This window comes from Flavobacterium muglaense (genome assembly GCF_014305155.1).
Taxonomy (GTDB): Bacteria; Bacteroidota; Bacteroidia; order Flavobacteriales; family Flavobacteriaceae; genus Flavobacterium; species Flavobacterium muglaense.
This window is the reverse complement of the sequence record NZ_JACRUK010000047.1, coordinates 1-23,062: the sequence shown is the minus strand read 5'-3', so window position 1 is coordinate 23,062 and position 23,062 is coordinate 1. Positions and strand designations below refer to the sequence as shown.

16 protein-coding genes are annotated in these 23,062 nt (G+C 34.5%); 12 read left to right on the top strand and 4 right to left on the bottom strand.

Translation table 11 applies throughout. The features are described from left to right. The first annotated feature begins 2 nt into the window (after positions 1-2). Both H8R24_RS14645 and H8R24_RS14640 read left to right on the top strand, forming a co-directional pair. The gene (locus H8R24_RS14645) at positions 3-1,100 is read left to right on the top strand and encodes a glycosyltransferase (RefSeq protein ID WP_187020396.1); all 1,098 of its coding nucleotides are present in this window, start codon (positions 3-5) and stop codon (positions 1,098-1,100) included. Next, the gene (locus H8R24_RS14640; protein WP_187020398.1) at positions 1,090-1,497 is read left to right on the top strand and encodes a sugar 3,4-ketoisomerase; all 408 of its coding nucleotides are present in this window, start codon (positions 1,090-1,092) and stop codon (positions 1,495-1,497) included. Before H8R24_RS14645 ends, H8R24_RS14640 begins: the two co-directional genes overlap by 11 nt. Here the strand turns inward: H8R24_RS14640 and H8R24_RS14635 are convergent. The 3 genes from H8R24_RS14635 to H8R24_RS14625 are packed head-to-tail and all read right to left on the bottom strand — an operon-like array spanning position 1,480 to position 3,977. Further along, entirely contained in the window at positions 1,480-2,406 is a 927-nt protein-coding gene (locus H8R24_RS14635; protein WP_187020401.1) for a glycosyltransferase family 2 protein, read from the bottom strand. The genes H8R24_RS14640 and H8R24_RS14635 overlap by 18 nt on opposite strands. Further along, the gene (locus H8R24_RS14630; protein ID WP_187020404.1) at positions 2,407-3,294 is read right to left on the bottom strand and encodes a glycosyltransferase family 2 protein; all 888 of its coding nucleotides are present in this window, start codon (positions 3,292-3,294) and stop codon (positions 2,407-2,409) included. Next, complete coding sequence (locus H8R24_RS14625) at positions 3,294-3,977, bottom strand: cell division ATP-binding protein FtsE (protein WP_187020407.1); 684 nt, start codon at positions 3,975-3,977, stop codon at positions 3,294-3,296. Before H8R24_RS14625 ends, H8R24_RS14630 begins: the two co-directional genes overlap by 1 nt. Before the next feature lie 171 nt (positions 3,978-4,148). On the opposite strand from H8R24_RS14625, the gene H8R24_RS14620 reads away from it, so the two are divergent. From H8R24_RS14620 to H8R24_RS14610, 3 genes are all read left to right on the top strand, one after another. Next, entirely contained in the window at positions 4,149-7,163 is a 3,015-nt protein-coding gene (locus H8R24_RS14620) for a tetratricopeptide repeat protein (RefSeq protein WP_187020409.1), read from the top strand. Positions 7,164-7,213: 50 nt separating this feature from the next. Further along, positions 7,214-8,080, top strand: a complete 867-nt coding sequence (locus tag H8R24_RS14615; RefSeq protein ID WP_187020411.1) for a PhzF family phenazine biosynthesis protein — start codon at positions 7,214-7,216, stop codon at positions 8,078-8,080. A gap of 88 nt (positions 8,081-8,168) precedes the next feature. After that, positions 8,169-9,923, top strand: a complete 1,755-nt coding sequence (locus H8R24_RS14610) for a porin family protein (RefSeq protein ID WP_187020414.1) — start codon at positions 8,169-8,171, stop codon at positions 9,921-9,923. 73 nt (positions 9,924-9,996) lie between these two features. Here H8R24_RS14610 and H8R24_RS14605 read toward each other — a convergent pair whose 3' ends face one another. Then, entirely contained in the window at positions 9,997-10,542 is a 546-nt protein-coding gene (locus tag H8R24_RS14605; RefSeq protein ID WP_187020417.1) for a DUF2911 domain-containing protein, read from the bottom strand. 204 nt (positions 10,543-10,746) lie between these two features. Here H8R24_RS14605 and H8R24_RS14600 point away from each other — a divergent pair, with 204 nt between their 5' ends. The 7 genes from H8R24_RS14600 to secDF all read left to right on the top strand — a co-directional run bounded on the left by H8R24_RS14600 (position 10,747) and on the right by secDF (position 22,946). Next, a complete protein-coding gene (locus H8R24_RS14600) occupies positions 10,747-11,196 on the top strand; it encodes a hypothetical protein (RefSeq protein ID WP_187020419.1) in 450 nt (149 codons plus the stop codon). Between the two features lie 210 nt (positions 11,197-11,406). Further along, positions 11,407-13,083, top strand: a complete 1,677-nt coding sequence (gene asnB / locus H8R24_RS14595; protein ID WP_187020422.1) for an asparagine synthase B — start codon at positions 11,407-11,409, stop codon at positions 13,081-13,083. 101 nt (positions 13,084-13,184) lie between these two features. Next, on the top strand, positions 13,185-14,810 hold the full coding sequence (locus H8R24_RS14590) for an amidohydrolase (protein ID WP_187020424.1): 1,626 nt from the start codon (positions 13,185-13,187) through the stop codon (positions 14,808-14,810). Positions 14,811-15,007: 197 nt separating this feature from the next. Then, positions 15,008-16,624, top strand: a complete 1,617-nt coding sequence (gene asnB, locus H8R24_RS14585) for an asparagine synthase B (RefSeq protein ID WP_187020426.1) — start codon at positions 15,008-15,010, stop codon at positions 16,622-16,624. Positions 16,625-16,800: 176 nt separating this feature from the next. Continuing rightward, entirely contained in the window at positions 16,801-18,744 is a 1,944-nt protein-coding gene (gyrB, locus tag H8R24_RS14580; protein WP_187020428.1) for a DNA topoisomerase (ATP-hydrolyzing) subunit B, read from the top strand. A 67-nt stretch (positions 18,745-18,811) separates the two neighbouring features. Next, positions 18,812-19,747, top strand: coding sequence for a malate dehydrogenase (gene mdh, locus H8R24_RS14575; RefSeq protein WP_187020431.1), 936 nt, complete (start codon positions 18,812-18,814; stop codon positions 19,745-19,747). 226 nt (positions 19,748-19,973) lie between these two features. Beyond that, positions 19,974-22,946: a protein translocase subunit SecDF gene (secDF, locus tag H8R24_RS14570; protein ID WP_187020433.1), complete on the top strand. Its 2,973-nt coding sequence runs from the start codon at positions 19,974-19,976 to the stop codon at positions 22,944-22,946. Positions 22,947-23,062 lie beyond the last annotated feature (116 nt).

The following is a 23,062-nucleotide window of genomic DNA, read 5'->3' as shown; positions in this document are numbered from 1 at the left end:
GAATGACAACAAACAGAAACAAAGTAGCAATAATTTCGACCTCATTAGCCCATGGTGGAGCCGAGAGGAGTGCTTCATTGTTGAGTTTTATTTTAGGTGATTTGAATTTTGAGGTACACAATATAGTCATCAATGATCGTGTTGATTATCCTTATGCAGGTTCACTTTATTGCTTAGAAAAAGAAGGCTTGAAGAAAATCACGTTCATTAAAAAAATAAAAAAAGGAGTGGCCTTGTATCAGTATTTAAAATTGCATAATATTGACTGTATTATAGATCATCGACCGCGCAATAATTTATTGAGAGAATTAATTGCGAACTGGATTTATGGGAGTAAGAAAAAGTTTTCTGTGGTGCATAGCTCTCAATTAGATAATTATTTTCCAAATTCGGTTTTTTGGTCCAAAAAGCTATATCGAAATACAGCAAAAATTATTTGTGTTTCATCGGCCATTGAAAAGCAGGTACAGCAGCGGTTTGCTCTGGTAAATACGAGGATGATTAATAATCCGTACGATTTTTCGAAAATTAAGTTAGAGGGAAATTGTGCTGCCAAAGGAAATTATGTTTTGTATTTTGGAAGATTTGATGATAAAGTAAAGAACTTTGGTTTGATGCTCGAAGCCTATTTTCTATCTAAAATATATTTAAAAGGATATTTACTTTACTTGATGGGCGAAGGAAAAGACTTGTCTCGTATTGAGGACTTAGTGCGCAATTTTAAGTTGGAAGAATATGTTGTTGTGATTCCATTTCAGGCCAATCCGTTTGCAACAGTGCAGCAGGCTAGATTTACTGTGCTAACTAGCAGGTTTGAAGGTTTTCCTATGGCTATAGTTGAGTCCTTGGCGTTGGGAACTCCGGTTATTGCTGTAGATTGCAACAGTGGTCCACGAGAAATAATTAAGCATGAACAAAATGGTTTATTGGTAGAAAATAATAATGCACACGCTTTATCAGCGGCTATGAAGCAATTAATTGAGGATGTTGATTTGTATGATTTTTGTAAATTTAATGCTGCCAAAAGTGTAGAACATTTATCTTTATCAGCTATTTCAAAACAATGGGAAGCTGTTTTATTCGAACAAAATGATAAGTAACAAAGAGGTAAGATTAATAGAAATTCCAAAGATTCATGATCTTCGGGGGAATCTATCAGTAATTCAGGGAGATACAATCCCTTTTGTGTCAAATAGGGTGTATTATTTATATGATATACCTGGTGGAAGTAAAAGGGGTGGACATGCACATAAAGAACAAAAAGAGTTTTTGGTCGCTTTGAGCGGAAGTTTTGATGTAGTTCTTAAAGACGGACAGTTTGATACAAAAGTTACACTCAATAAACCTAATTTTGGTTTGCTGATCGAAAAAGGCATTTGGAGGGAGTTGGAAAATTTTTCTTCCGGCTCTGTTTGCTTAGTTTTAGCATCGGGAGAGTTTGATGAAGACGATTATATCCGGGATTTTGATGATTTTAAGCTATTTAAAAACAGCTGATCCCAAACCATGCTCAGTCCAGAATGTTTTAAATCGAATGAGAATTCGTAAAAGGAAGGCAGGAAATGATAATACGATTCGTTTTTGGGTACTTAAATTGCTTCGGTCGATTGCTTTACATTGATTGCGGAAAGCGTTTTTATTTCCGGCTAATTTAAATTTGATAGCTAGTGAAAACCGATTCAAATCTAGAAATTTCTTTAAAAGAGGATCTGTTTTTTCCGCTATTGCAAATGCAGTAAAGTCGGGTTTTGTATGGAGGAAATTGATGTTTTTTGAAAGGCTATTTTGATCATAAACATATCTTGCTAGAATCTCCCAGGAAAATAACACCGGATATTCTAATCCAATTCTGATCCATAAATCAGTGTCTTGTCCACTTTTTAGTTGTGTGTCAAAAAAACCTACGTTATCAAAAACAGTTTTATGAAACACCGCACAAGAAGTGCATATTACAGTTTCTTTAAAACTAGCCGAAAAGTAGTTGACGATTTCGTACTCATTTTTTTGTAGAATTGAATAGGCAGCAGGGAAGGTAGTGTTGTTTGTTTCAATCTCAATGGCAGCCGAAAACACTCTGATTTCTGGTTCTTTATTACTATTCTTAAACATTACTTCAAGAAAATGGGGATACCAGTAATCATCAGCATCGAGAAAAGTGATGTAGTTTGCAGTAGCATTTTGAATTCCGTAGTTTCTAGCCGATGAAACACCTTTATTTGCGGTTTTAAAATATCGAATTCTACTATCAGTATAACCTTTTATGATGGAGGCGCTACTATCCGTCGATCCATCATCAATTATTAAGACTTCATAATCAATAAATGTTTGCGCTAAAACACTTTGTAAAGTAGCTTCGATAAAATTCTCTTTGTTGTATAGCGGAATTATGACAGAGAAAAATGGCATTTACTGGTGGTTTAGGAAGCAAAAATAACCAATTTTGTAAAGGTCAAACACAAAAAGGCTAGGTTTTTTTGAAAGTAACTGTCGCTCTAGTCTGGTTTTTGTTTTTTGAAAAAAAAATGAAAATAGTGCTGTAATACGTAAACGTTCTAGTTTTTTATAGGTCTTTATTAAGGGAGTATTTATAGTGGTGTTGTTTTTTTTAGAAATTTGAAATAATGTTTCTAAGGCTGTTTTTGTTTTTTGCAAATACACTACGGACGTTTCCAAATTCAAGTGCAATACAGGATTTTCAACAGGAAGAACGGGAATAAGGTTCATTTTAAGTTCTTGAATAAAAAAGTAATCTTCATAACCATAATTTTTGATGTTTTCATGGAAGGTGATCGTTTCAAAAATAGTTTTATGAATAGTTACATTAGAGACTAAAGCGGTTTGATATGGATTTTTTTTTCGGATTTTTAAAGGAATTTCCTCTCTTGATTTTCCGTAAATCCAGCGCAGTAGTTGGTTGGTTTTGGGTTTGTTTTTGGCGTAAGCCAAGCCTCCAAAAAAAACGTGATGCCCGCCCGCTATAATAAAATTTAGGTATTTCGCAATAAAAGCATCGTCTGTAGGATAGGTGTCACAATCCAGGAAGAGTAACCAGTCGTGCTGGGATTGAGAAGCGAGTAGGTTTCTGATTTGGCTACGGCCAATATTTTTTTGTAAAATAATAAGTTTACAATGTGATAAGGTAGTTACAGCAGTATTTGCTTCAACGTACAAAATCGATGCGTCATCAATACAAATTATCTCAAAATCAATATTAGATTCCGCACACTGCTTATGCAATTCCTGAACTAGCGGAAAAGCATTATAATTGTATATCGGAATAAGGATGGAGAGCATTACACTGTTCTCTGAACTACTTCAAAGATTTTAGTGTCTTCGCATTTCAGTGTTTTAGATGGGAATTTCATCAATAAGGCATAATCATGTGTTGCCATTATAATTGTTTTTCCGTTCGCATTGATGCTTCTAAGTACTTCAAGAACCTCGGCACTTGTTTGTGGATCAAGGTTTCCTGTAGGTTCATCGGCAAGGATCAATTCAGGGTCGTTTAATAAAGCTCTCGCGATGGCAACACGCTGTTGTTCACCACCAGAAATTTGGTGAGGCATTTTCATTGCATAGGCTTTCATGCCTACTTTGTCTAAAACCTCGTCAATTTTTCGATTCATTTCTTCTTTTCCTGTCCATCCCGTTGCTTTCAAGACAAATAGCATGTTGTCTTTGATAGAACGGTCTGGTAATAATTTAAAATCTTGGAATACAATACCAATTTTTCGTCTTAAAAACGGAATATCATCTTCTTTTAAAGTGTCTAATTCAAAATCAACAATATGGCCTTCGCCTTCTTTTAGAGGCATATCAGCATATAAAGTTTTCATAAAACTACTTTTTCCTGATCCTGTTTTTCCTATGATGTATAAAAATTCACCACGGTTTACCTCCAAGTTGATATTCGATAAAATGACTTTATCTTCTTGATAAATGGTTACGTTTTTTAGGGCTAAGATAGCTTGAGACATAATTAAAAAAATTGTTTATTGGGTAAAAGTAATTATCAATTGTCAAATAACAATTATCAAATCTGATTTTTTTTGTTTTTTGTTAAAAGATTTGTTCATAATAAAAACCAATAACAATTCGTTATACCCTTAAGTTATGATACTTTTGAATATCAAAAAAAAACAAATAAAATGCGTAAAATTTCTTGGCTTTTTCTTTTTATGATTTTTGTTGGTGGTTATTCTGTTTCTGCTCAAAAATCGACAATATATACTCACGACCTAAAAGATTTCAATAAAGCAATTTCTTTATTTAATGACAATCAATTCGCTTCGGCTCAAATTATTTTTGAGAAAGTGAATTTGGAAACTACAAACGATGAAGTTAAAGCAGACTGTGCTTACTATGATGCTTCTTGTGCCATTCGATTAAATCAGGCAAATGCCGATGGATTGATGGAGCGCTTTGTAGAAGATTATCCTACAAGTGCCAAAAGCAATCAAGCTTTTATTGAAGTGGCGCATTATTATTTTGAACAGGGAAATTATCCGATGGCTTTGAAATGGTTCGAAAAAGTAGACGAAAGTCAGCTTACTCATAAAGAGCGCGACCAATTCAATTTCCAAAAAGGATATGCTTTTTTTAATTCGAAAAACAAAAAAGAAGCAACTACGTATTTTAATAAGGTAGTGAATTCGGCGGAGTTTGGTTCGCAGGCTAAATATTATTTAGGTTTTATGGCTTATGAAGGCGATGATTACAAGCAAGCTACCAAGTATTTTGACGAAGTTTCAGGAGAAGAAAAATACAAAGAAAAGCTGTCTTACTATCAAGCGGATATGAATTTCAAATTGGGTAATTTTCAAAAAGCGATTGATTTAGGTCAAAAAGCAATGGGAAAATCGAACGCAATTGAAAAGTCGGAATTAAGTAAAATTATAGGAGAAAGTTATTTTAATTTAAAGCAATATGACAAAGCGATTCCGTTTTTAGCAGATTATAAAGGAAAAAAAGGAAGATGGAACAATACTGATTTTTACCAATTGGGATATGCGTATTACAAACAAAATGATTTTGAAAATGCTATTTCTCAGTTCAACAAAATTATAAACGGTAAAGATTTTGTAGCTCAAAACGCATACTATCATTTGGGAGAAAGTTATTTGAAGCTTGATCAAAAACAACAAGCGTTAAATGCTTTTAAAAATGCATCCGAGATGACATTTGACACATCAATTCAGGAAGATGCAAGTTTGAATTATGCCAAATTAAGTTATGAAATAGGGAATTCATACCAAACGGTTCCTCAGGTTTTATTGGATTTTATAAAAAAGTATCCCGCTAATACAAGCCGTCCAGTAGTAGAGAAACTGCTTATTGACTCGTATATTTCTTCAAAAAATTACAAAGAAGCTCTTGTTTTATTAGAAAAAAACAAAGGACCAGAAAATAAGCTAGCCTACCAAAAGGTAACTTTTTATAGAGGAATAGAATTGTATGGCGAGCGAAATTACACAGAGGCGGTAAAGATGTTTAAAAAATCATTAGAAAGTCAAATGGACGCTACTTTTACCGCTAGAGCATCGTTCTGGAAAGCGGAAACAGAGTATGTTCAGGATGATTTCAAAAATGCATTGATCAGTTTCAAACAATTTACAAGTTCAGCACGTGCCAGCGCGACAAGCGAGAATAAAAATGTAAACTATAACATAGCGTATGCATACTTTAAATTGAAGGAGTACGATCAAGCGGCTACTTTTTTTCAATATCAAATTGATAAAGTGCAGGATGATAAGGTGAGACTTAACGATTCGTATTTGCGTTTAGCCGATTGTCGTTTTGTAACCTCAAAATATTGGCCTGCAATGGAAGCGTACAATAAAGTGATTGATTTAAAAGGAGTAGATACAGATTATGCGAATTACCAAAAAGCAATGTGCTATGGTTTTGTGTCCAAAAATGATAAGAAAATCGAAGAATTAAATTCGTTTTTACAGTTATATCCCAAATCAAGTTACCGTGATGATGCTATGTATGAATTAGCAAATACTTATGTAGCGAGTAATAAGCAAGATCTTGCACTTAAAACATTTGATCGATTAATTACTGAATATAAAAACGGGACCTATACAGCGAAGTCTATTTTACGTCAAGGATTGATCTATTACAATTCAGACAAAAGCGAACCGGCATTAGTTAAATTTAAAAAAGTTGCGGCAGATTTTCCTAAAACACCCGAAGCACTTGAGGCAGTATCTACAGCGCGATTGATTTATGTAGATGGTGGTCGTGTCAACGAGTATGCTACTTGGGTACGTACTTTAGATTTCGTTGCAGTTACGGATGCTGACTTAGATAACGATTCGTACGAGTCAGCAGTGAAGCAATTTGAACAAAACAATAACAAGCAAGCGATCTCAGGGTTTAGTGCTTATATTTCTAGTTTTCCAAAAGGGATTCATGCTTTAAAAGCTAATTTTTATTTAGCACAAGCTTACTTTGCCGAAGGTCAAAAAGACAAGGCTGTATCTAATTATCAGTTTGTGATTAGTGAGCCAAGAAGCGAATTTACAGAGCAATCTTTGGCCCGATTATCTCAAATATTATTGGATAACAATCAAAAAGAAAAAGCAATTCCGGTTCTTGTACGCTTGGAAAACGAATCTGATTATCCTCAAAATAAAGTTTTTGCACAATCTAATTTGATGAAATGTTACTATGAAAAGAAAGACTATCAAAACTCGGTTACGTATGCCGATAAAGTTTTGACTAACCCCAAAACAGATGACAATGTACGTGCAGATGCTCAAATTATAATAGCACGTTCGGCGATTCAAACTGGTGATGAAGTGAAAGCGAGAGCAGGATATGCTAAAGTATTAACGATTGCCAAAGGAGAACTTGCTGCCGAAGCCTTGTACTATGATGCTTACTTTAAAAATAAAGACGGAAAGTTTGAAGCTTCAAATGTTACGGTTCAAAAATTAGCTAAAAACTATTCTAGTTATAGGTATTATGGTTCGAAAGGATTAGTGCTAATGGCGAAGAATTTTTACGGACTGAAAGATAGTTTTCAAGCTACGTATATCTTAGAAAATGTGATCAAAAACTTCACTGATTTCTCAGATGTTGTGGCCGAGGCTCAAAAAGAGTTAAACACAATTAAGGCAGAAGAGTCTAAAACGAATTCATCTATAAATAATTAGTAGCGCAACCGTAACGCATAGTTGTTGTGTGAATTTAAAATAATTAAAAAATGATGATTCCTTTTTATATTGTAGATGTATTTACAGATAAAAAATATGCTGGAAATCAATTGGCTGTTTTTTTGAATGCTAGTGCTTTATCTGTAGATCAAATGCAACAAATTGCAAGCGAAATTAATTTTGCCGAAAGTACATTTGTAACAGCGATAAGTGCGCAAGATCATACGGCAACAATTAAGATTTTTACGCCGGCTCACGAAATGCAATTTGCAGGTCACCCAATTATTGGTACATCTTGGGTGTTGATGAACAAAGTGTTTAATCATGAACCTTTAACTATTGAGTTGCAGGTACCAATAGGTATGATTTCAGTTGTGCAAACTAATGATTTAGTGTGGTTAAAGGCAGCACAACCTAAATTCATGGAGGTTTTGAATAAGAGTGATTTTACATCATTTAGTAATCTAAGTACTAACGATTTTGATGATCGATTTGAGGTACAGGAAGTGAGCACGGGAAGTGCATTTGTGATGGTGCCATTAAAGAACAAAGAAGCGCTTAGTAAAGTGTCACTAGATAAAGAAAAAACAGCACACTGGCTGGACGCAAATTGTAAGACAGCTCATAAGGCCTTATATTTTTTTAGTTTAGAAGACGAAGTGCTTACGACAAGAATGTTATGCATCGAAAATAATCAATTGATTGAAGATGCGGCCACAGGAAGTGCCAGTACCTGTTTGCAAGCTTTTTTATTGAAGTACTATGCTAGCACAATTAAGATGGTCAATCACCAAGGGGAGTTTTTAGGTAGGGATTCGCAAATCTATTTTGAGGGTACGCTAGAAAACGATTTTTTTGATATTAATATTGGTGGTCAATCACAATTTGTAGCCAAGGGAGAATGGGAAGTAGTCTAAGATAATAGTTAATAAAAGATAAAGTAATAAATGCAGGAAAAAGTGCGATTGCCTTTGATATGCTTTTTTATAATAAAACAATAAAAATATGAATTTCAATTTTCAAAATAAAATTACAATTGCACTGTTTTTAATAGCCTTTCAGTTTTCGTTTGCTCAAAAGAAAGACGAGAATATTGGGTCAGAAGTAGTGAATGTTGTAAAGCCGTATACGCCTACCATTTCGGATGCTTTTAAAGTTCCTGAATCAGCTGTTCTTGAAGAAGAAGGTAATGCGAAAAAGGAAACTGTAAAGTATGCTATCTTTTCATTTCCGGTGGCTTCTACGTTTACGCCGTCAAAAGGAAAAGCAGAAGGAGTTGAAAAAACTAAAAAAGCACATTTGTACAACAATTATGCAACTTTAGGAATAGGGAATTATGGAACGTTGAATGCCGAGTTGTTTGTGAATCAGGAATTGGGAAATAATGATTATGTAGGTGGGATGTTTCGTCACCTTTCGTCTCAAGGAGGGATAAAAGGAGTAGAGCTAGACAATACTTATTATAACACTGCGGTGGATTTAACATACGGTATTAAAGACAGTGATCTGTCTTGGAATGTAGATTTAGGGTATCAAAACCAACTGTATAATTGGTATGGATCGACATTGTCTCCAGTGGATAGAAGTACTTTGATAGGCAGTATAAAGCCAGAACATAGTTACAACACGATATCGTTAGGCTCAAGAATTAATTTTAATGAAGGAGTTTTTGATAATGCAAATTTTAAATTCAATCATTTTACGGACAGTTATGGTTCCTCAGAAAACCGTTTTTATGTTAAGCCATCTTTGCGATTGGAAATTATGGACGAACTAATTAAGACGAACCTTATTGTAGATTATGTAGGTGGTAATTTTAGTAAAAACAAGGATGGTTCTAATTTAGAAGTCATAAAATACGGCTATACTAATTTTGGGATTTCGCCAAGTTTTGTAATACAACAAGATGATTGGACTTTAAATTTGGGAGCATCGGTTTTTTATAGTAGAAACAATGAAAATAGTAATAATAAACTTTTTGTGTATCCGCAAGTAAACGCATCGCTGAAAGTGGTGGGTGACTTGATGATTTTCTATACGGGAGCCGAAGGGAATTTGCAGCAAAATACTTATATGGATTTTGTAAACGGAAACCCTTTTTTAACGCCAACTATGGAAAATGCTAATGCACCGGGTTTTATAAGACCTACTGATCAACAGTATGATATTTTTGCAGGTTTAAAAGGAAAATTAACTAATAATGTGAGTTATAATATTAAAGGTTCTTATGTAAATGTGCGCAATAAAGCCTTGTATAAAAGCAATGATTATACAAGTAGTACGAATGAAAACTACGGTTTTGGTAATGGTATGCAAGTCGTTTATGATGATATGCGTACTTTAAGTTTCTCTGGAGATTTAAAAGCTAGTTTTTCAGAGGATGTGACTTTTGGGATCAATGGAACCTTTATTAAATTCACTAATGACTTTCAACAAGAAGCATGGAACTTGCCTCAGGTGAAATTAAATTCGACTATAGATTTTAATGTTACAGAGCAATGGTTTGCAGGTGCAGCGGTTTTCTTTGTAGGAGAACGTAAGGATACTCAAGTTAATTCTATCTTTGTTACGAACGCAGCTCCTATAACTTTAGATAGTTATTTTGATGTAAATGCTCATGTGGGATACAAGTACAATGAGCAATTAACAGCTTTTATAAGAGCAAATAATATTACAAATCAAGCCTATCAAACCTGGTTGAATTATCCAGTTCAAGGATTTCAAATTGTTGTAGGTGCTAATTATAAATTTGATTTTTAATCGATTTAATTCATATAAAAAAAATAGGCTTCCATGATCTGGAAGCCTTTTTTTTTTACTTAGAAATTCTTTACTATTCTGTAAAAGGAATAGCAACTCTTACTTTTCCCCAACCCATGTTTAACGCAAGTCCGTTATCTGTTTTGGTAAATACCATCGAAAGCGATTCTAGTGAATCTTCTCCAGTCGTTGCAGGAACTGTAAGTCTTGCTACGTCATTTTCTTGTTTGTAAAAATAAGAACCCCAAACATTAAGGTCTTTATTGATAATAACTGTAAAACTGTCTTTTTCTGGAATAGTGTATAGGGTATAAGTACCCGCTTTGATTTTAGTTTTTCCTAAAGTAACATCTTTGTAAAACGTAATTTCGTTTGCTTCGTTTGCTCCAGTTCTCCATACTTTTCCACTTGGAGCCAGTTCTTCCATGCTACGTCCCTTTAATTGCGGACGGCTGTAACTTATTTTAGCAATTTTATCTGCGTTTTTGTATTCTGTAGGGAATGCAGCTACGTCCATCGGACTTTTATCTAAGTCTGGAAATTTTTGTGCTTGGGCATTTGGCGACAAAAGAATTGTAAGGGCAAAAGCTGCTGTTGCTACAATTGTTGATTTTTTCATAATATGTATTATAAGATTAGAATGATAAAAATATCAATTGTGTATTTAGAAAGAGAATAATCGGTGTTAAATTTTATCTAATAAATTAATTTGGCTATTCAAAAAGATAAGATAACAATAGAATAATAGCCTAACTTTGGTCGGCGATAATGAAAATAATACAGCTGTTTTATTTTGAAACTCGTATCTAATAAATTGAAAAATATGACCTTTAAACAAAAAATACACCAATACTATTCACAATTAGTTCAAGATAGAATTGATGTTTTTAGAGATATGATCACGGCTCTTACCGAAGATTCTAAAAACGATGCCAAAGGTTCGGCAGGGGACAAGCATGAAACTGCTTTATCAATGATGCACTTGGAACAAGAAAAACTCAATAGTAAACTGAAAGAGGTATTGCATCAAAAAGCAGTATTGGATAAAATTGATCCGGCTCAAAAGGCGCAAACTATTATTGTAGGAAGTTTAGTCAAGGCAAATGGGATTTATTTGTACCTTAGTTTGGCATTGCCAAAAATAAATATAGACGGGATTAATGTTATTGCGCTCTCTCCTCAGTCTCCTTTGGGTAACAAATTGATGGGCAATGCAATAGGTTTTAGTTTTGAAATAAACACAACAAAGTATACAATAGAGGATGTGCTGTAGTCTTGATGATGGCTCGAATGGGGGCTAAATTGAAATTTTTAACTTGGGTAGCTATTTGAAGTTCTTTTGGTTACTAAAAAGGCGTAAAAAATTATTTTTAGTTACAAATTGTAATCGAAATAGTGAAATATGTTTTTCAATTGAAACTGTTATTGCATCTTTGCTTCATCAAAATAAATAAAGTTTTAAAAAATATAAAAATATAGAGTTATGTGTGGAATAGTATGTGCCTTTGATCTAAAACAAAAAGCGGAAGTTTTAAGACCGCAAGTATTAGAAATGTCTAAAATCATCCGTCACCGAGGACCAGACTGGAGCGGAATTTATAGCAATGAAAAAACGATTATGTCTCATGAACGTTTGGCAATTGTAGATCCAGCTTCGGGAAAACAACCTTTATTGAGCGAAGACGGAAAATTAATTTTAGCTGCAAATGGTGAAATTTATAACCACAGAGAATTACGTAAACAATTTGAAGGAAAATACAATTTTCAAACTGAAAGTGATTGTGAAGTAATCTTAGCGCTTTACAAAGAAAAAGGACTACATTTTGTTGACGAAATGAACGGAATTTTCGGTTTTGCAATTTATGATGTTGAAAAAGATGAGTATTTTATTGCTCGTGACCACATGGGAATTATTCCATTGTACATAGGATGGGACCAACATGGAACTTTTTATGTTGCTTCTGAGTTGAAGGCACTAGAGGGCTATTGTACTAAAATAGAATTATTTCCTCCAGGACATTATATGACAAGCAAAGATGGAGAATTTGTACAATGGTACAAAAGAGACTGGACAGATTTTGAAGCTGTAAAAGACAACGAAACGAACATTCAGGATATTAAAGTAGCATTAGAAGCTGCGGTTCATAGACAATTGATGAGTGATGTTCCTTATGGAGTATTATTGTCAGGAGGATTGGATTCGTCAATTACTTCGGCTGTAGCCAAAAAATATGCTCAAAAACGTATTGAATCTGGTGACACTGCTGATGCATGGTACCCACAATTGCACTCGTTTTCTGTAGGATTGGAAGGTTCTCCAGATTTAGCTGCAGCACAAATAGTAGCAGATCATATTGGTACAATTCACCACGAAATTAAATTTACTATTCAAGAAGGATTAGATGCGGTAAAAGACGTAATTTATAACTTAGAGACCTATGATGTAACTACTATTAGAGCATCGACACCTATGTGGTTGATGGCTAGAGTTATTAAGTCAATGGGGATTAAAATGGTATTGTCTGGTGAAGGTGCAGATGAGCTTTTTGGAGGATATTTGTATTTTCATAAAGCACCAAATGCACGTGAATTTCATGAAGAAAATGTACGTAAATTAGGAAAACTACACATGTACGATTGTTTAAGAGCAAACAAAAGTTTGGCTGCTTGGGGAATTGAAGGACGTGTGCCGTTCTTAGATAAAGAATTTATGGATGTTGCTATGCGCATCAACCCACAAGATAAAATGATCAACAAAGAACATCCAATGGAAAAATGGGTTGTTCGTAAAGCATTTGAAGATATGTTGCCACCAAGTGTTGCTTGGAGACAAAAAGAACAATTTAGCGATGGAGTTGGATATGGTTGGATTGATAAATTAAAAGAAGTAGTAGCGGTTGAGGTAACTGATGAGCAATTAGCAAATGCTAAGTACAAGTTCCCTTTGCAAACACCAACTTCAAAAGAAGAATATTACTACCGCTCTATTTTTGCTGAACATTTCCCTAGTGATGCAGCAGCATTATGTGTGCCACAGGAGGCAAGTGTAGCTTGTAGTACTAAAATTGCACTAGAGTGGGATGAGGCTTTCAAGAACATGAACGATCCATCAGGAAGAGCAGTAGCGAATGTTCATACTGATTCGTATGTAAAAGTATAATTTCAAAACAAACATTTTGATTGAAAGATGCCTTCTATTTTTAGAGGGCATTTTTTTATATAAGTCTTGTTTTTTATATTAGCCAAACTAAATTATATACTATGAAACGTTTATTGCTCATTGGTGTTTTGTTTTCTCTAAGTTCTTGCTTGAAAAACTTGAAAACTTCGGTTGATTTAATTGTTACGGATGCTACTATTTATCAAGTAGATTCAACTTTTGCGCAAGCGACTGCTATGGCTATAAAAGAAGGTAAAATTGTAGCAATTGGTACTGATAAAGAAATACTAGAAAAGTACTCGGCATCTGAGAATATAGAGGCTAAAGGCAAGTTTATTTATCCGGGCTTGTTTGATGCGCATTGCCATTTTTATGGTTTTGGTCTAAGCTTACAGGAAGTAGATTTACGAGGAACAAAAAGCATGGACGAAGTGATTGTGCGTATTCAGGAATTTCAAAAAGTAAAGAAAGCTAGTTTTATTGTTGGAAACGGATGGGATCAAAACGATTGGAAGGTAAAAGAATTTCCGTCGAAGGCCTTATTGGATAAATATTTTCCTGACACGCCAGTGGTTTTAAATAGAGTTGATGGTCATGCGATTGTTGTTAATAGTAAGGTACTAGCGCTAGCGGGAATTACTAAGTATACAAAAGTTGAAGGAGGTCAGATCGAAATTAAAAATGGGGAGCCAACCGGTATTTTGGTTGATAATCCAATGGAGTTGGTGTTTAAGATCATTCCGAAACCAAGTCGTAAAACCCAAATTGCAGCTTTATTAGATGCCGAAAAAGTGATGTTTGATTACGGATTAACAACGGTAAACGATGCAGGGCTTGATCCGGATATTATTAATTTGATGGATAGCTTGCAAAAAGTAAAGCTGATGAAATTGAATGTGTATGCAATGATCACGGCCAATCAGAAAAATATTGATATGTATTTAAAAAAAGGGATTTATAAAACCGATTATTTAGATGTGCGTTCTTTTAAAATGTATGGAGATGGTGCGCTAGGTTCGCGTGGTGCTTGTTTACACAAAGGATATTCGGATATGCCAAAACAGTTTGGTGCTTTTCTGGCGTCAATAGATCAATTCAAATCAGTAGCGCAGCAAATTTCTAAGTCGGAATTTCAATTGAATTCACATGCAATTGGTGACTCGGCAAATACTGTTTTATTAAAAATATACAAAGACGCCCTCACGGGGAAAAACGACCGCAGATGGAAGATTGAGCATGCTCAGGTTTTGAGAGAGCAGGATTTTGATTATTTCAAGTTGGGTATTATTCCTTCAGTTCAGCCTACTCATGCTACTTCGGATATGTATTGGGCTGCAGATCGATTAGGGAAAGACCGTTTGAAAAATTCGTATGCCTACAAGAAGTTGTTAGATAAAGCAGGCGTTATCGCACTAGGTACTGATTTTCCTGTTGAAGAAGTAAATCCTATGTTGACTTTTCATGCTGCAGTGGCTAGAAAGGATAGCAAAGGGTATCCAAAAGGAGGTTTTCAAATGGAGAATGCATTGTCAAGAGAAGAAGCTTTAAAAGGCATGACTATTTGGGCTGCTTATTCTAATTTCGAAGAAAAAGAAAAAGGAAGTTTAGAAGTAGGTAAATGGGCTGATTTTGTAATTTTTGATAAGGATATAATGAAAATGCGCGCCAGTGATATTTTAGAAGCAAAAGCTTCAGGCTGTTATGCAAAAGGAGTAAAAGTAAAGTAAAAAGCGATTTTGATAATTTTGTTTGTTTATAATTGTAAACAAAACTAAAATTTAAGAACTTTTTTGTTTTATTTTTAGTGTAAATAGGTTTTTTGTGTTTTAGTTTTAAAGTAAATGCTAACTTTGTGTTTCGCATTTGCTGGCGAAAGAGCATCTTTGCAGATGATCAATTAAGTTTAAAAATAATAGAGAAAGTTATGTGTGGGATATTAGCCATTATAGGTAAAGGAAAGGACGAGCAATTGGTTAAAGAGCTTTCTAAAAGAATGGCGCACCGTGGTCCGGATGAAAGTGATTTGTTTATGACTGAAAAAGGACATTTTTTAAGTCATGAACGATTGTCAATTGTTGATTTAAAGACGGGTAAGCAACCTATTCAAGGGACTAGTACGGCTTATATGGTGCACAATGGAGAGTTGTATAATCATCAACAATTAAGAGAAGGTATTTTAAAAGATTATACTTTTAGAACCCATTCTGACTCTGAGGTTATTGTTCATTTGTATGAAGAATTTGGTTATGATTTTTGCGATAAAATTGATGGAGCTTTTGCTTTTGTGGTAATCGATGGCGATGATTATATGGCGGCTAGAGATCCATTGGGAGTGAAACCGTTGTATTATGGTCTAGATGAGAGGGGACGTATTTATTTTGCATCCGAAATGAAGTCAATTGCGGATCAATGCAAGACGTTTTCTACTTTTCCTCCGGGACATTACTATACGTCAAAAACAGGATTTGTAAAATATTATAAACCTGAATATGAATATTATGCGAAGGCTGACCAAGGATTGGATTTAGATCTTATAAGAGAAACTTTAATAGAAGCAACGCGTAAACGATTAATGGCTGACGTTCCTGTAGGAGTGATGCTTTCAGGTGGATTGGATTCGTCTTTAACATCGGCAATTGCGGCTCGATTGTTTAAAGCGGAAGGCAAGGAATTGCATTCTTTTTCGATAGCATTAAATGCGGATGCTCCGGATGCTGTTGCGGCAAGAAAAGCGGCTGAATTCTTAGGTACAACACATCATGAAGTTCATTTTACGGTAGCGGAAGGAATTCAGGTTTTAGAGCAATTAATTTGGCATTTAGAAACCTATGATATTATCTCGGTACGCGCTAGTGTGCCTATGTATTTTTTATCTAAAGCGATAACAGATTTGGGTATAAAAGTGGTTCTTTCTGGCGAAGGAGCCGATGAGGTTTTTGGAGGTTATTTGTATTTTAGAAATGCTCCTACAGCCGAAGATTTTCAAAAAGAAACGATAGAACGTGTTCAGAAATTATTTACTGCTGATTTGTTAAGAGCTGATAAATCCACAATGGCGTGCGGTTTAGAGACTCGAGTTCCGTTTTTGGACAGAGAGTTTTTAAATGTGGCTATTCGAATAAAACCCGAAGAGAAGCAACCTAAAAATCATGATAATATAGAAAAATATATTTTGCGTAGAGCGTTTGATACGCCTGAAGATCCTTTCTTGCCAGATGAAGTGTTGTGGAGGCAAAAAGAACAGTTTTCGGATGGTGTAGGCTATAATTGGATTGATGAATTGAAAGCCTATTGTGCTACACAGGTAACTGATGAGCAATTAGCAGGAGCTGCCGAAGAATTTCAGTACAATTCACCAACGACAAAAGAAGCGTATTTGTATCGCTCTATTTTTCAAAAACATTTTCCACAGGTAAGCGCTGCGCAAACGGTTAGGAAATGGATTCCAAAATGGCAGGAAAACGAAGATCCTAGTGGTCGAGCTAATGAAGCGCATGGAAAAGGAGTTCAAGACAATGCAAAAACAAGAATTGTAGTTTAAAATAAAATCTAAATTTGTTAAAATAAAGACGTTCTCAGGTTTGAGAGCGTTTTTTTTGGTCTAAAATCAACAATATGTTAATAACTTAACGCCTTAAATGAGGATTTTAACGGTTCGATAGTTTACGTTTTTATATATTTGCGTGTTAGACAAAATTACATTTTAGAATAAATTATATGAGCGAAGAAATCAATAAGAGCAATTATTCAGCGGATAGTATTCAGGCATTAGAAGGAATGGAGCACGTAAGAATGCGTCCATCGATGTATATTGGAGATGTAGGTGTAAGAGGTCTGCACCATTTAGTTTATGAAGTAGTCGATAACTCTATCGATGAGGCTATGGGAGGTCACTGTGACACTATTATAGTTGACATAAATGAAGATGGTTCAATTTCAGTTGAAGATAACGGTCGTGGTATTCCAGTAGGTATTCATAAAAAAGAAGGAGTTTCGGCTCTGGAAGTTGTAATGACTAAAATTGGTGCTGGAGGTAAATTTGACAAGGATTCGTATAAAGTTTCTGGAGGACTTCACGGTGTAGGGGTTTCGTGTGTAAACGCACTATCTTCTCATTTACGAGCAACTGTGCATAGTAGTGATGGTAAGGTCTATGAGCAAGAATACGAAAAAGGAAAAGCGCTTTATCCGGTAAAACAAATTGGAGAAACGACTAAAAGAGGTACAATTGTAACTTTTTACCCAGATCCAAGTATTTTTACCCAAACAACAGAGTATTCTTATGATACTTTATCAGCGCGTATGCGTGAGTTGTCATTCTTGAATAAAGGAATTAAAATCACTTTTACGGATAAAAGAGAAAAAGATAAAGACGGTAATTTTGTTGGAGAAGTTTTTCACTCTACAGAAGGTCTTAAAGAATATATTCGTTATTTAGATGGGAATCGTGAGCCAATTATTGGACATGTGATCTCTATGGATAATGATAAAGGAGAAATTCCTGTTGAGGTGGCGTTAATTTATAACACTAGTTATACAGAAAATATTTTTTCTTATGTGAACAATATTAATACACATGAAGGAGGAACACACTTGCAAGGTTTTAGAACGGGTCTTACGCGTTCGTTAAAGAAATATGCAGATGCGTCTGGAATGTTAGATAAATTGAAGTTTGATATTTCAGGGGATGACTTCCGTGAAGGATTAACTGCAATTATCTCTGTAAAAGTAGCAGAACCCCAGTTTGAAGGACAAACGAAAACGAAACTTGGAAATAGAGAAGTAGTTTCGCCGGTAAGTCAAGCGGTAGGCGATATGATTGAAGCGTACTTGGAGGAAAATCCAAATGATGCTCGTATCATTGTTCAAAAAGTAATTCTTGCAGCACAAGCACGTCATGCGGCTAAAAAAGCGCGTGAAATGGTACAGCGTAAAACCGTAATGGGTGGTGGTGGATTACCAGGAAAACTGTCTGACTGTTCAGAGCAAGATCCAGCAAAATGCGAAGTGTATCTTGTCGAGGGAGATTCGGCAGGGGGAACGGCTAAACAAGGTCGTGACCGTGCTTTTCAAGCAATTTTGCCTTTGCGTGGTAAGATTTTGAATGTAGAGAAAGCAATGCATCATAAAGTATTTGAAAACGAAGAGATTCGTAACATATTTACTGCACTTGGAGTAACTGTGGGTACAGAAGAGGATAGTAAAGCATTGAATATTTCGAAGTTGCGTTACCATAAGGTAATTATTATGTGTGATGCCGATGTCGATGGAAGTCACATCTCTACTTTGATTTTAACGTTCTTTTTCCGTTTTATGAAAGAGTTAATTGAAGAAGGACACGTTTATATCGCTGCTCCGCCTTTGTACTTAGTTAAAAAAGGAAATAAGAAAGAATATGCTTGGAATGATGTGCAACGGGATCAAGCCAATGAAAGAATGGGTGGTAGTGCAGCTATTCAACGTTATAAAGGTCTTGGAGAGATGAATGCGGAGCAATTGTGGGAAACTACAATGGATCCAGGATTTAGAACTTTACGTCAAGTAACAATTGATAGTTTGGCAGAAGCAGACAGAGTTTTCTCAATGTTAATGGGAGATGAAGTACCGCCAAGAAGAGAATTCATTGAGAAAAATGCTGTTTATGCTAATATTGATGCATAAGGTGTAAAGCGATTGCTATTGCATTCGATTAAAATAAAAATTATAAACAACCGATAAACCATAAAATATGAAAGTTACTATTGTAGGAGCAGGAAATGTAGGTGCTACTTGTGCGGATGTTATTTCTTATAGAGGAATTGCAAGTGAAGTGGTCTTATTAGATATAAAAGAAGGATTTGCTGAAGGGAAAGCTTTGGATATCATGCAATGTGCTACTAATACAGGTTTTAATACTAAAGTATCAGGAGTTACAAATGATTATTCAAAAACAGCTAAGAGTGATGTAGTAGTAATTACATCTGGAATTCCAAGAAAACCAGGGATGACTCGTGAAGAGTTAATAGGAATTAATGCAGGAATTGTGAAAACAGTTGCTGAGAATGTATTGAAGTTTTCGCCAGATGCAATTATAGTGGTAGTTTCTAATCCTATGGATACCATGACTTATTTAGCATTGAAATCGACAGGTTTGCCAAAAAACAGAATCATCGGTATGGGTGGAGCTTTGGATAGTTCTCGTTTTAGAACGTATTTGTCTTTGGCTTTGGATAAACCTGCAAATGATATTTCGGCAATGGTTATTGGTGGACATGGTGATACTACGATGATTCCTTTAACGCGTTTAGCATCATATAATGGTATACCTGTTTCTCAGTTTTTATCAGAAGAAGCTTTGCAAAAAGTCGCTGCTAGTACAATGGTAGGTGGTGCAACCTTAACTGGGTTGTTAGGAACGTCTGCTTGGTATGCTCCTGGAGCATCTGTTGCGTTTCTAGTAGATAGTATTTTGAATGACCAAAAGAAAATGATTGCTTGTTCTGTATTTGTTGAAGGTGAATACGGTCAAAATGATATCTGTATTGGTGTACCTTGTATTATAGGTAAAAACGGAGTGGAAGAAATTCTAGAAATTGAGTTAAATGATACCGAAAAAGCATTGTTTTCTAAAAGCGCTGACGCTGTTAGACAAATGAATGACGCTTTAAAAGAGATTTTAGCATAAGTTTTTAGTCATATAATAGAAAAGACTGCATCAGTGCAGTCTTTTTTTTGATATTAATCAATAAATAAATTGGTTAATCTTAACCTTAATTATATATTTGCTCGGTTTAAAATAAATAGTATAATTCTTGAGGGAGAAGTTTTGGCTTCGTATGTGTACTTAAGACTTGTTTTATAAGGGTTAAAGTAAAAATAAATAAATATAAAATAATTAATTTTTAGTAATAATGCAGAATAAAGGACTTATTAAATTTTTCGCAATTCTATTTGCATTGGTAAGTATTTACCAACTTTCTTTCACTTTTGTTGCAAGCAAAGTAAAAAATGATGCAAAAGCTTTTGCAAATGGAAACTCTGAAAAAGAAGTGAAATATTTAGACTCGATCGGTAAGGAGAGTGTATTTAATTTAGGGTTTACAAACTTTACTTTTAATGAAGTAAGCGATAAGCAAATCAACAAAGGTCTTGACTTAGAAGGAGGAATCAACGTGATTCTTCAGATCTCTGTTAAAGACATCTTGAAAGGATTATCGAATAATTCTAAAAACCCTGTTTTCAATAAGTCATTAGCTGATGCTACTGCAGATACAGAAGGAAATAAGTCTTATCTAGATAAATTTTTTGATGCTTTTGAAGCAAATTCAAAAGGAACAGTAAAATTAGCTTCTCCTGATATTTTTGCGAACAGAAGTTTGCAAGGTGAAGGTGGTGTGGACTACCAAATGACAGATTCGCAAGTTCAAAAGGTAATCAAAAGAAAAGTTGATGAATCTGTAGAAAGTGCTTTTGGAGTACTTAGAAAACGTATTGATAAATTTGGAGTAACACAGCCTAATATTCAAAAATTAGGAGAATCAGGAAGAATTCTTGTTGAATTACCTGGAGCTAAAGATGTGGATAGAATCAAGAAATTATTACAAAGTACTGCTCAACTAGAGTTCTGGGAAACGTATAAAATTGATGAGATGGGGAATTTTTTAATGGCTACAAATGAAGCATTAAAAAAGATTGAACCAACTAAAGTAGATTCAAAAGTAGTTGTTAAAGATTCTTTGAGTGCTTTATTGACTGATGGTAAAGATTCTACAGCTACTAAAAAAGGAAATAATCCTTTACTAGACAAAATGATCGGACAAGGTGGAGGTCCAGTTTTAGGACTTTTCTCTCCAAAAGATACAGCAGTTGTTAACTCATACTTTAAAAGAGCTGACATTAGAATTTTATTAGCTGCAGATCAACGTTACGCTAAATTTGTTTGGGGTAAATTAACTACAATTAAAGATGCTAAAGCTAAAGATGTTGAAGCAGTAGAATTATATGCCTTAAGAGGGAACAGAGATAATGTACCAGCAATGGGCGGAGGAGTTGTTACAGATGCTAAAGATTCATTTGATCAATTAGGTAAACCTGCTGTTTCTATGCAAATGGATGGGCAAGGGGCTAAAGCTTGGGAAGAATTAACAGGTAGAGCTTATACTTCAAAAGGAAGTATCGCTATCGTTCTTGATAATGTTGTTTATTCAGCTCCAGGAGTTTCTAGCGGACCAATTTCTGGTGGTAGATCTGAGATTTCAGGATCATTTGATGTAACAGAAACTAAAGATTTAGCGAATGTATTAAGAGCTGGTAAGCTTCCTGCATCTGCAGATATCGTTCAGTCAGAAGTAGTAGGGCCGTCATTAGGTCAAGAAGCTATTGACAATGGTACAAATTCAGCACTTGTTGGTTTATTATTAGTTTCACTTTGGATGTTGGTTTACTACGGTAAAGCAGGTTGGTATGCTAATATTGCTTTGGCAGTTAACTTATTATTCTTATTTGGAATTTTAGCAAGTTTAGGTGCTGTACTGACGTTGCCTGGTATTGCAGGTATTGTATTGACAATGGGTACGGCAGTAGATGCGAATATTATTATTTATGAGCGTGCTAAAGAAGAATTAAGAGAAGGAAAAACATTGAACGAAGCTGTTATAGCGTCTTACAGTTGGACTGGAGCAATGCGTTCTATTGTTGATGCAAACGTTACACACATCTTAATTGGAGCTGTACTTTTTATCTTTGGTTCGGGGCCAATTAAAGGATTTGCAACTACATTATTAATAGGTATTATAACTTCATTGTTTACTTCTATTTTCATCGCTAGAATCTTTATTGATAAAAATATATTAGGTAAAAATGATTTGTCATTCGTAACTAATTTTTCTAAAAACTTCTTTACTAATTTCAAATTTGATTTCTTAGGAGTTAAAAAATGGACTTACGCATTCTCTGCAATTGTTGTTGTAGTAAGTTTTATTTCACTTTTTACAAATGGTTTAGATCAAGGTGTTGATTTTGTTGGAGGTAGAACTTTCCAAGTTCGTTTTGAAAAACCAATTGAAACTGAAGTAGTAAAAGCTGAATTAGCTAAGGTTTTTGATGGTAGTGCCGAAGTGAAAATTTTTGGTAACGATAATCAATTAAAAATTACGACTAAATTCAAAGTACAAGAACACGGTACAAAAGCGGATGAAGAAGTAAATAAATTATTGTTTGATAACTTAAAACAGCATTATTCTGCTGGAATGACTTATGAAAAATTTGTAAATGCTTATGATGGTAAAACATTAGGTATTGTACAGGCTTCTAAAGTTGGGCCTACAGTAGCTGAGGATATTAAGACAAATGCATATTGGGCTGTAATTGGAGCGATGTTAATTGTATTTTTATACTTATTAATTAGTTTTAGAAAATGGCAATATGGTTTAGGAGCAATCGCTGCAGTTGCGCATGATGTTATCTTTGTATTAGGAATTTATTCTTTATGTTACAAATTCATGCCTTTCGGAATGGAGATTGATCAACACTTTATCGCTGCAATCTTAACAGTTATTGGTTATTCTATGAATGATACTGTAATTGTATTTGACAGGGTTCGTGAATTTTTAGATGGTAAAGTAAAAGGAAACTTTGGTGAGATTGTAAATCAATCGATCAACTCTACTATGTCTAGAACTATTAATACATCTGCAACTATGATTGGAGTGTTATTGATCATGTTCATCTTTGGTGGAGAATCTATCAGAGGATTCATCTTTGCGATGTTAGTGGGTATTGTTGTAGGTACATATTCATCTTTATTTATTGCAACGCCAGTATTGGTAGATACAATTTCTAAAGAAGATAAAACTTTAATTGAAAAACAACACCAAGAAAGTTAAGCTAACTGTTTATTATAATAAAAAGACTCAATTGAAAAAGAGGGCACTGAAAAAGTGTTTCTAATAAATTAAGACCTAAAAAGGAGTAGATATCTATGGATTTCTACTCTTTTTTT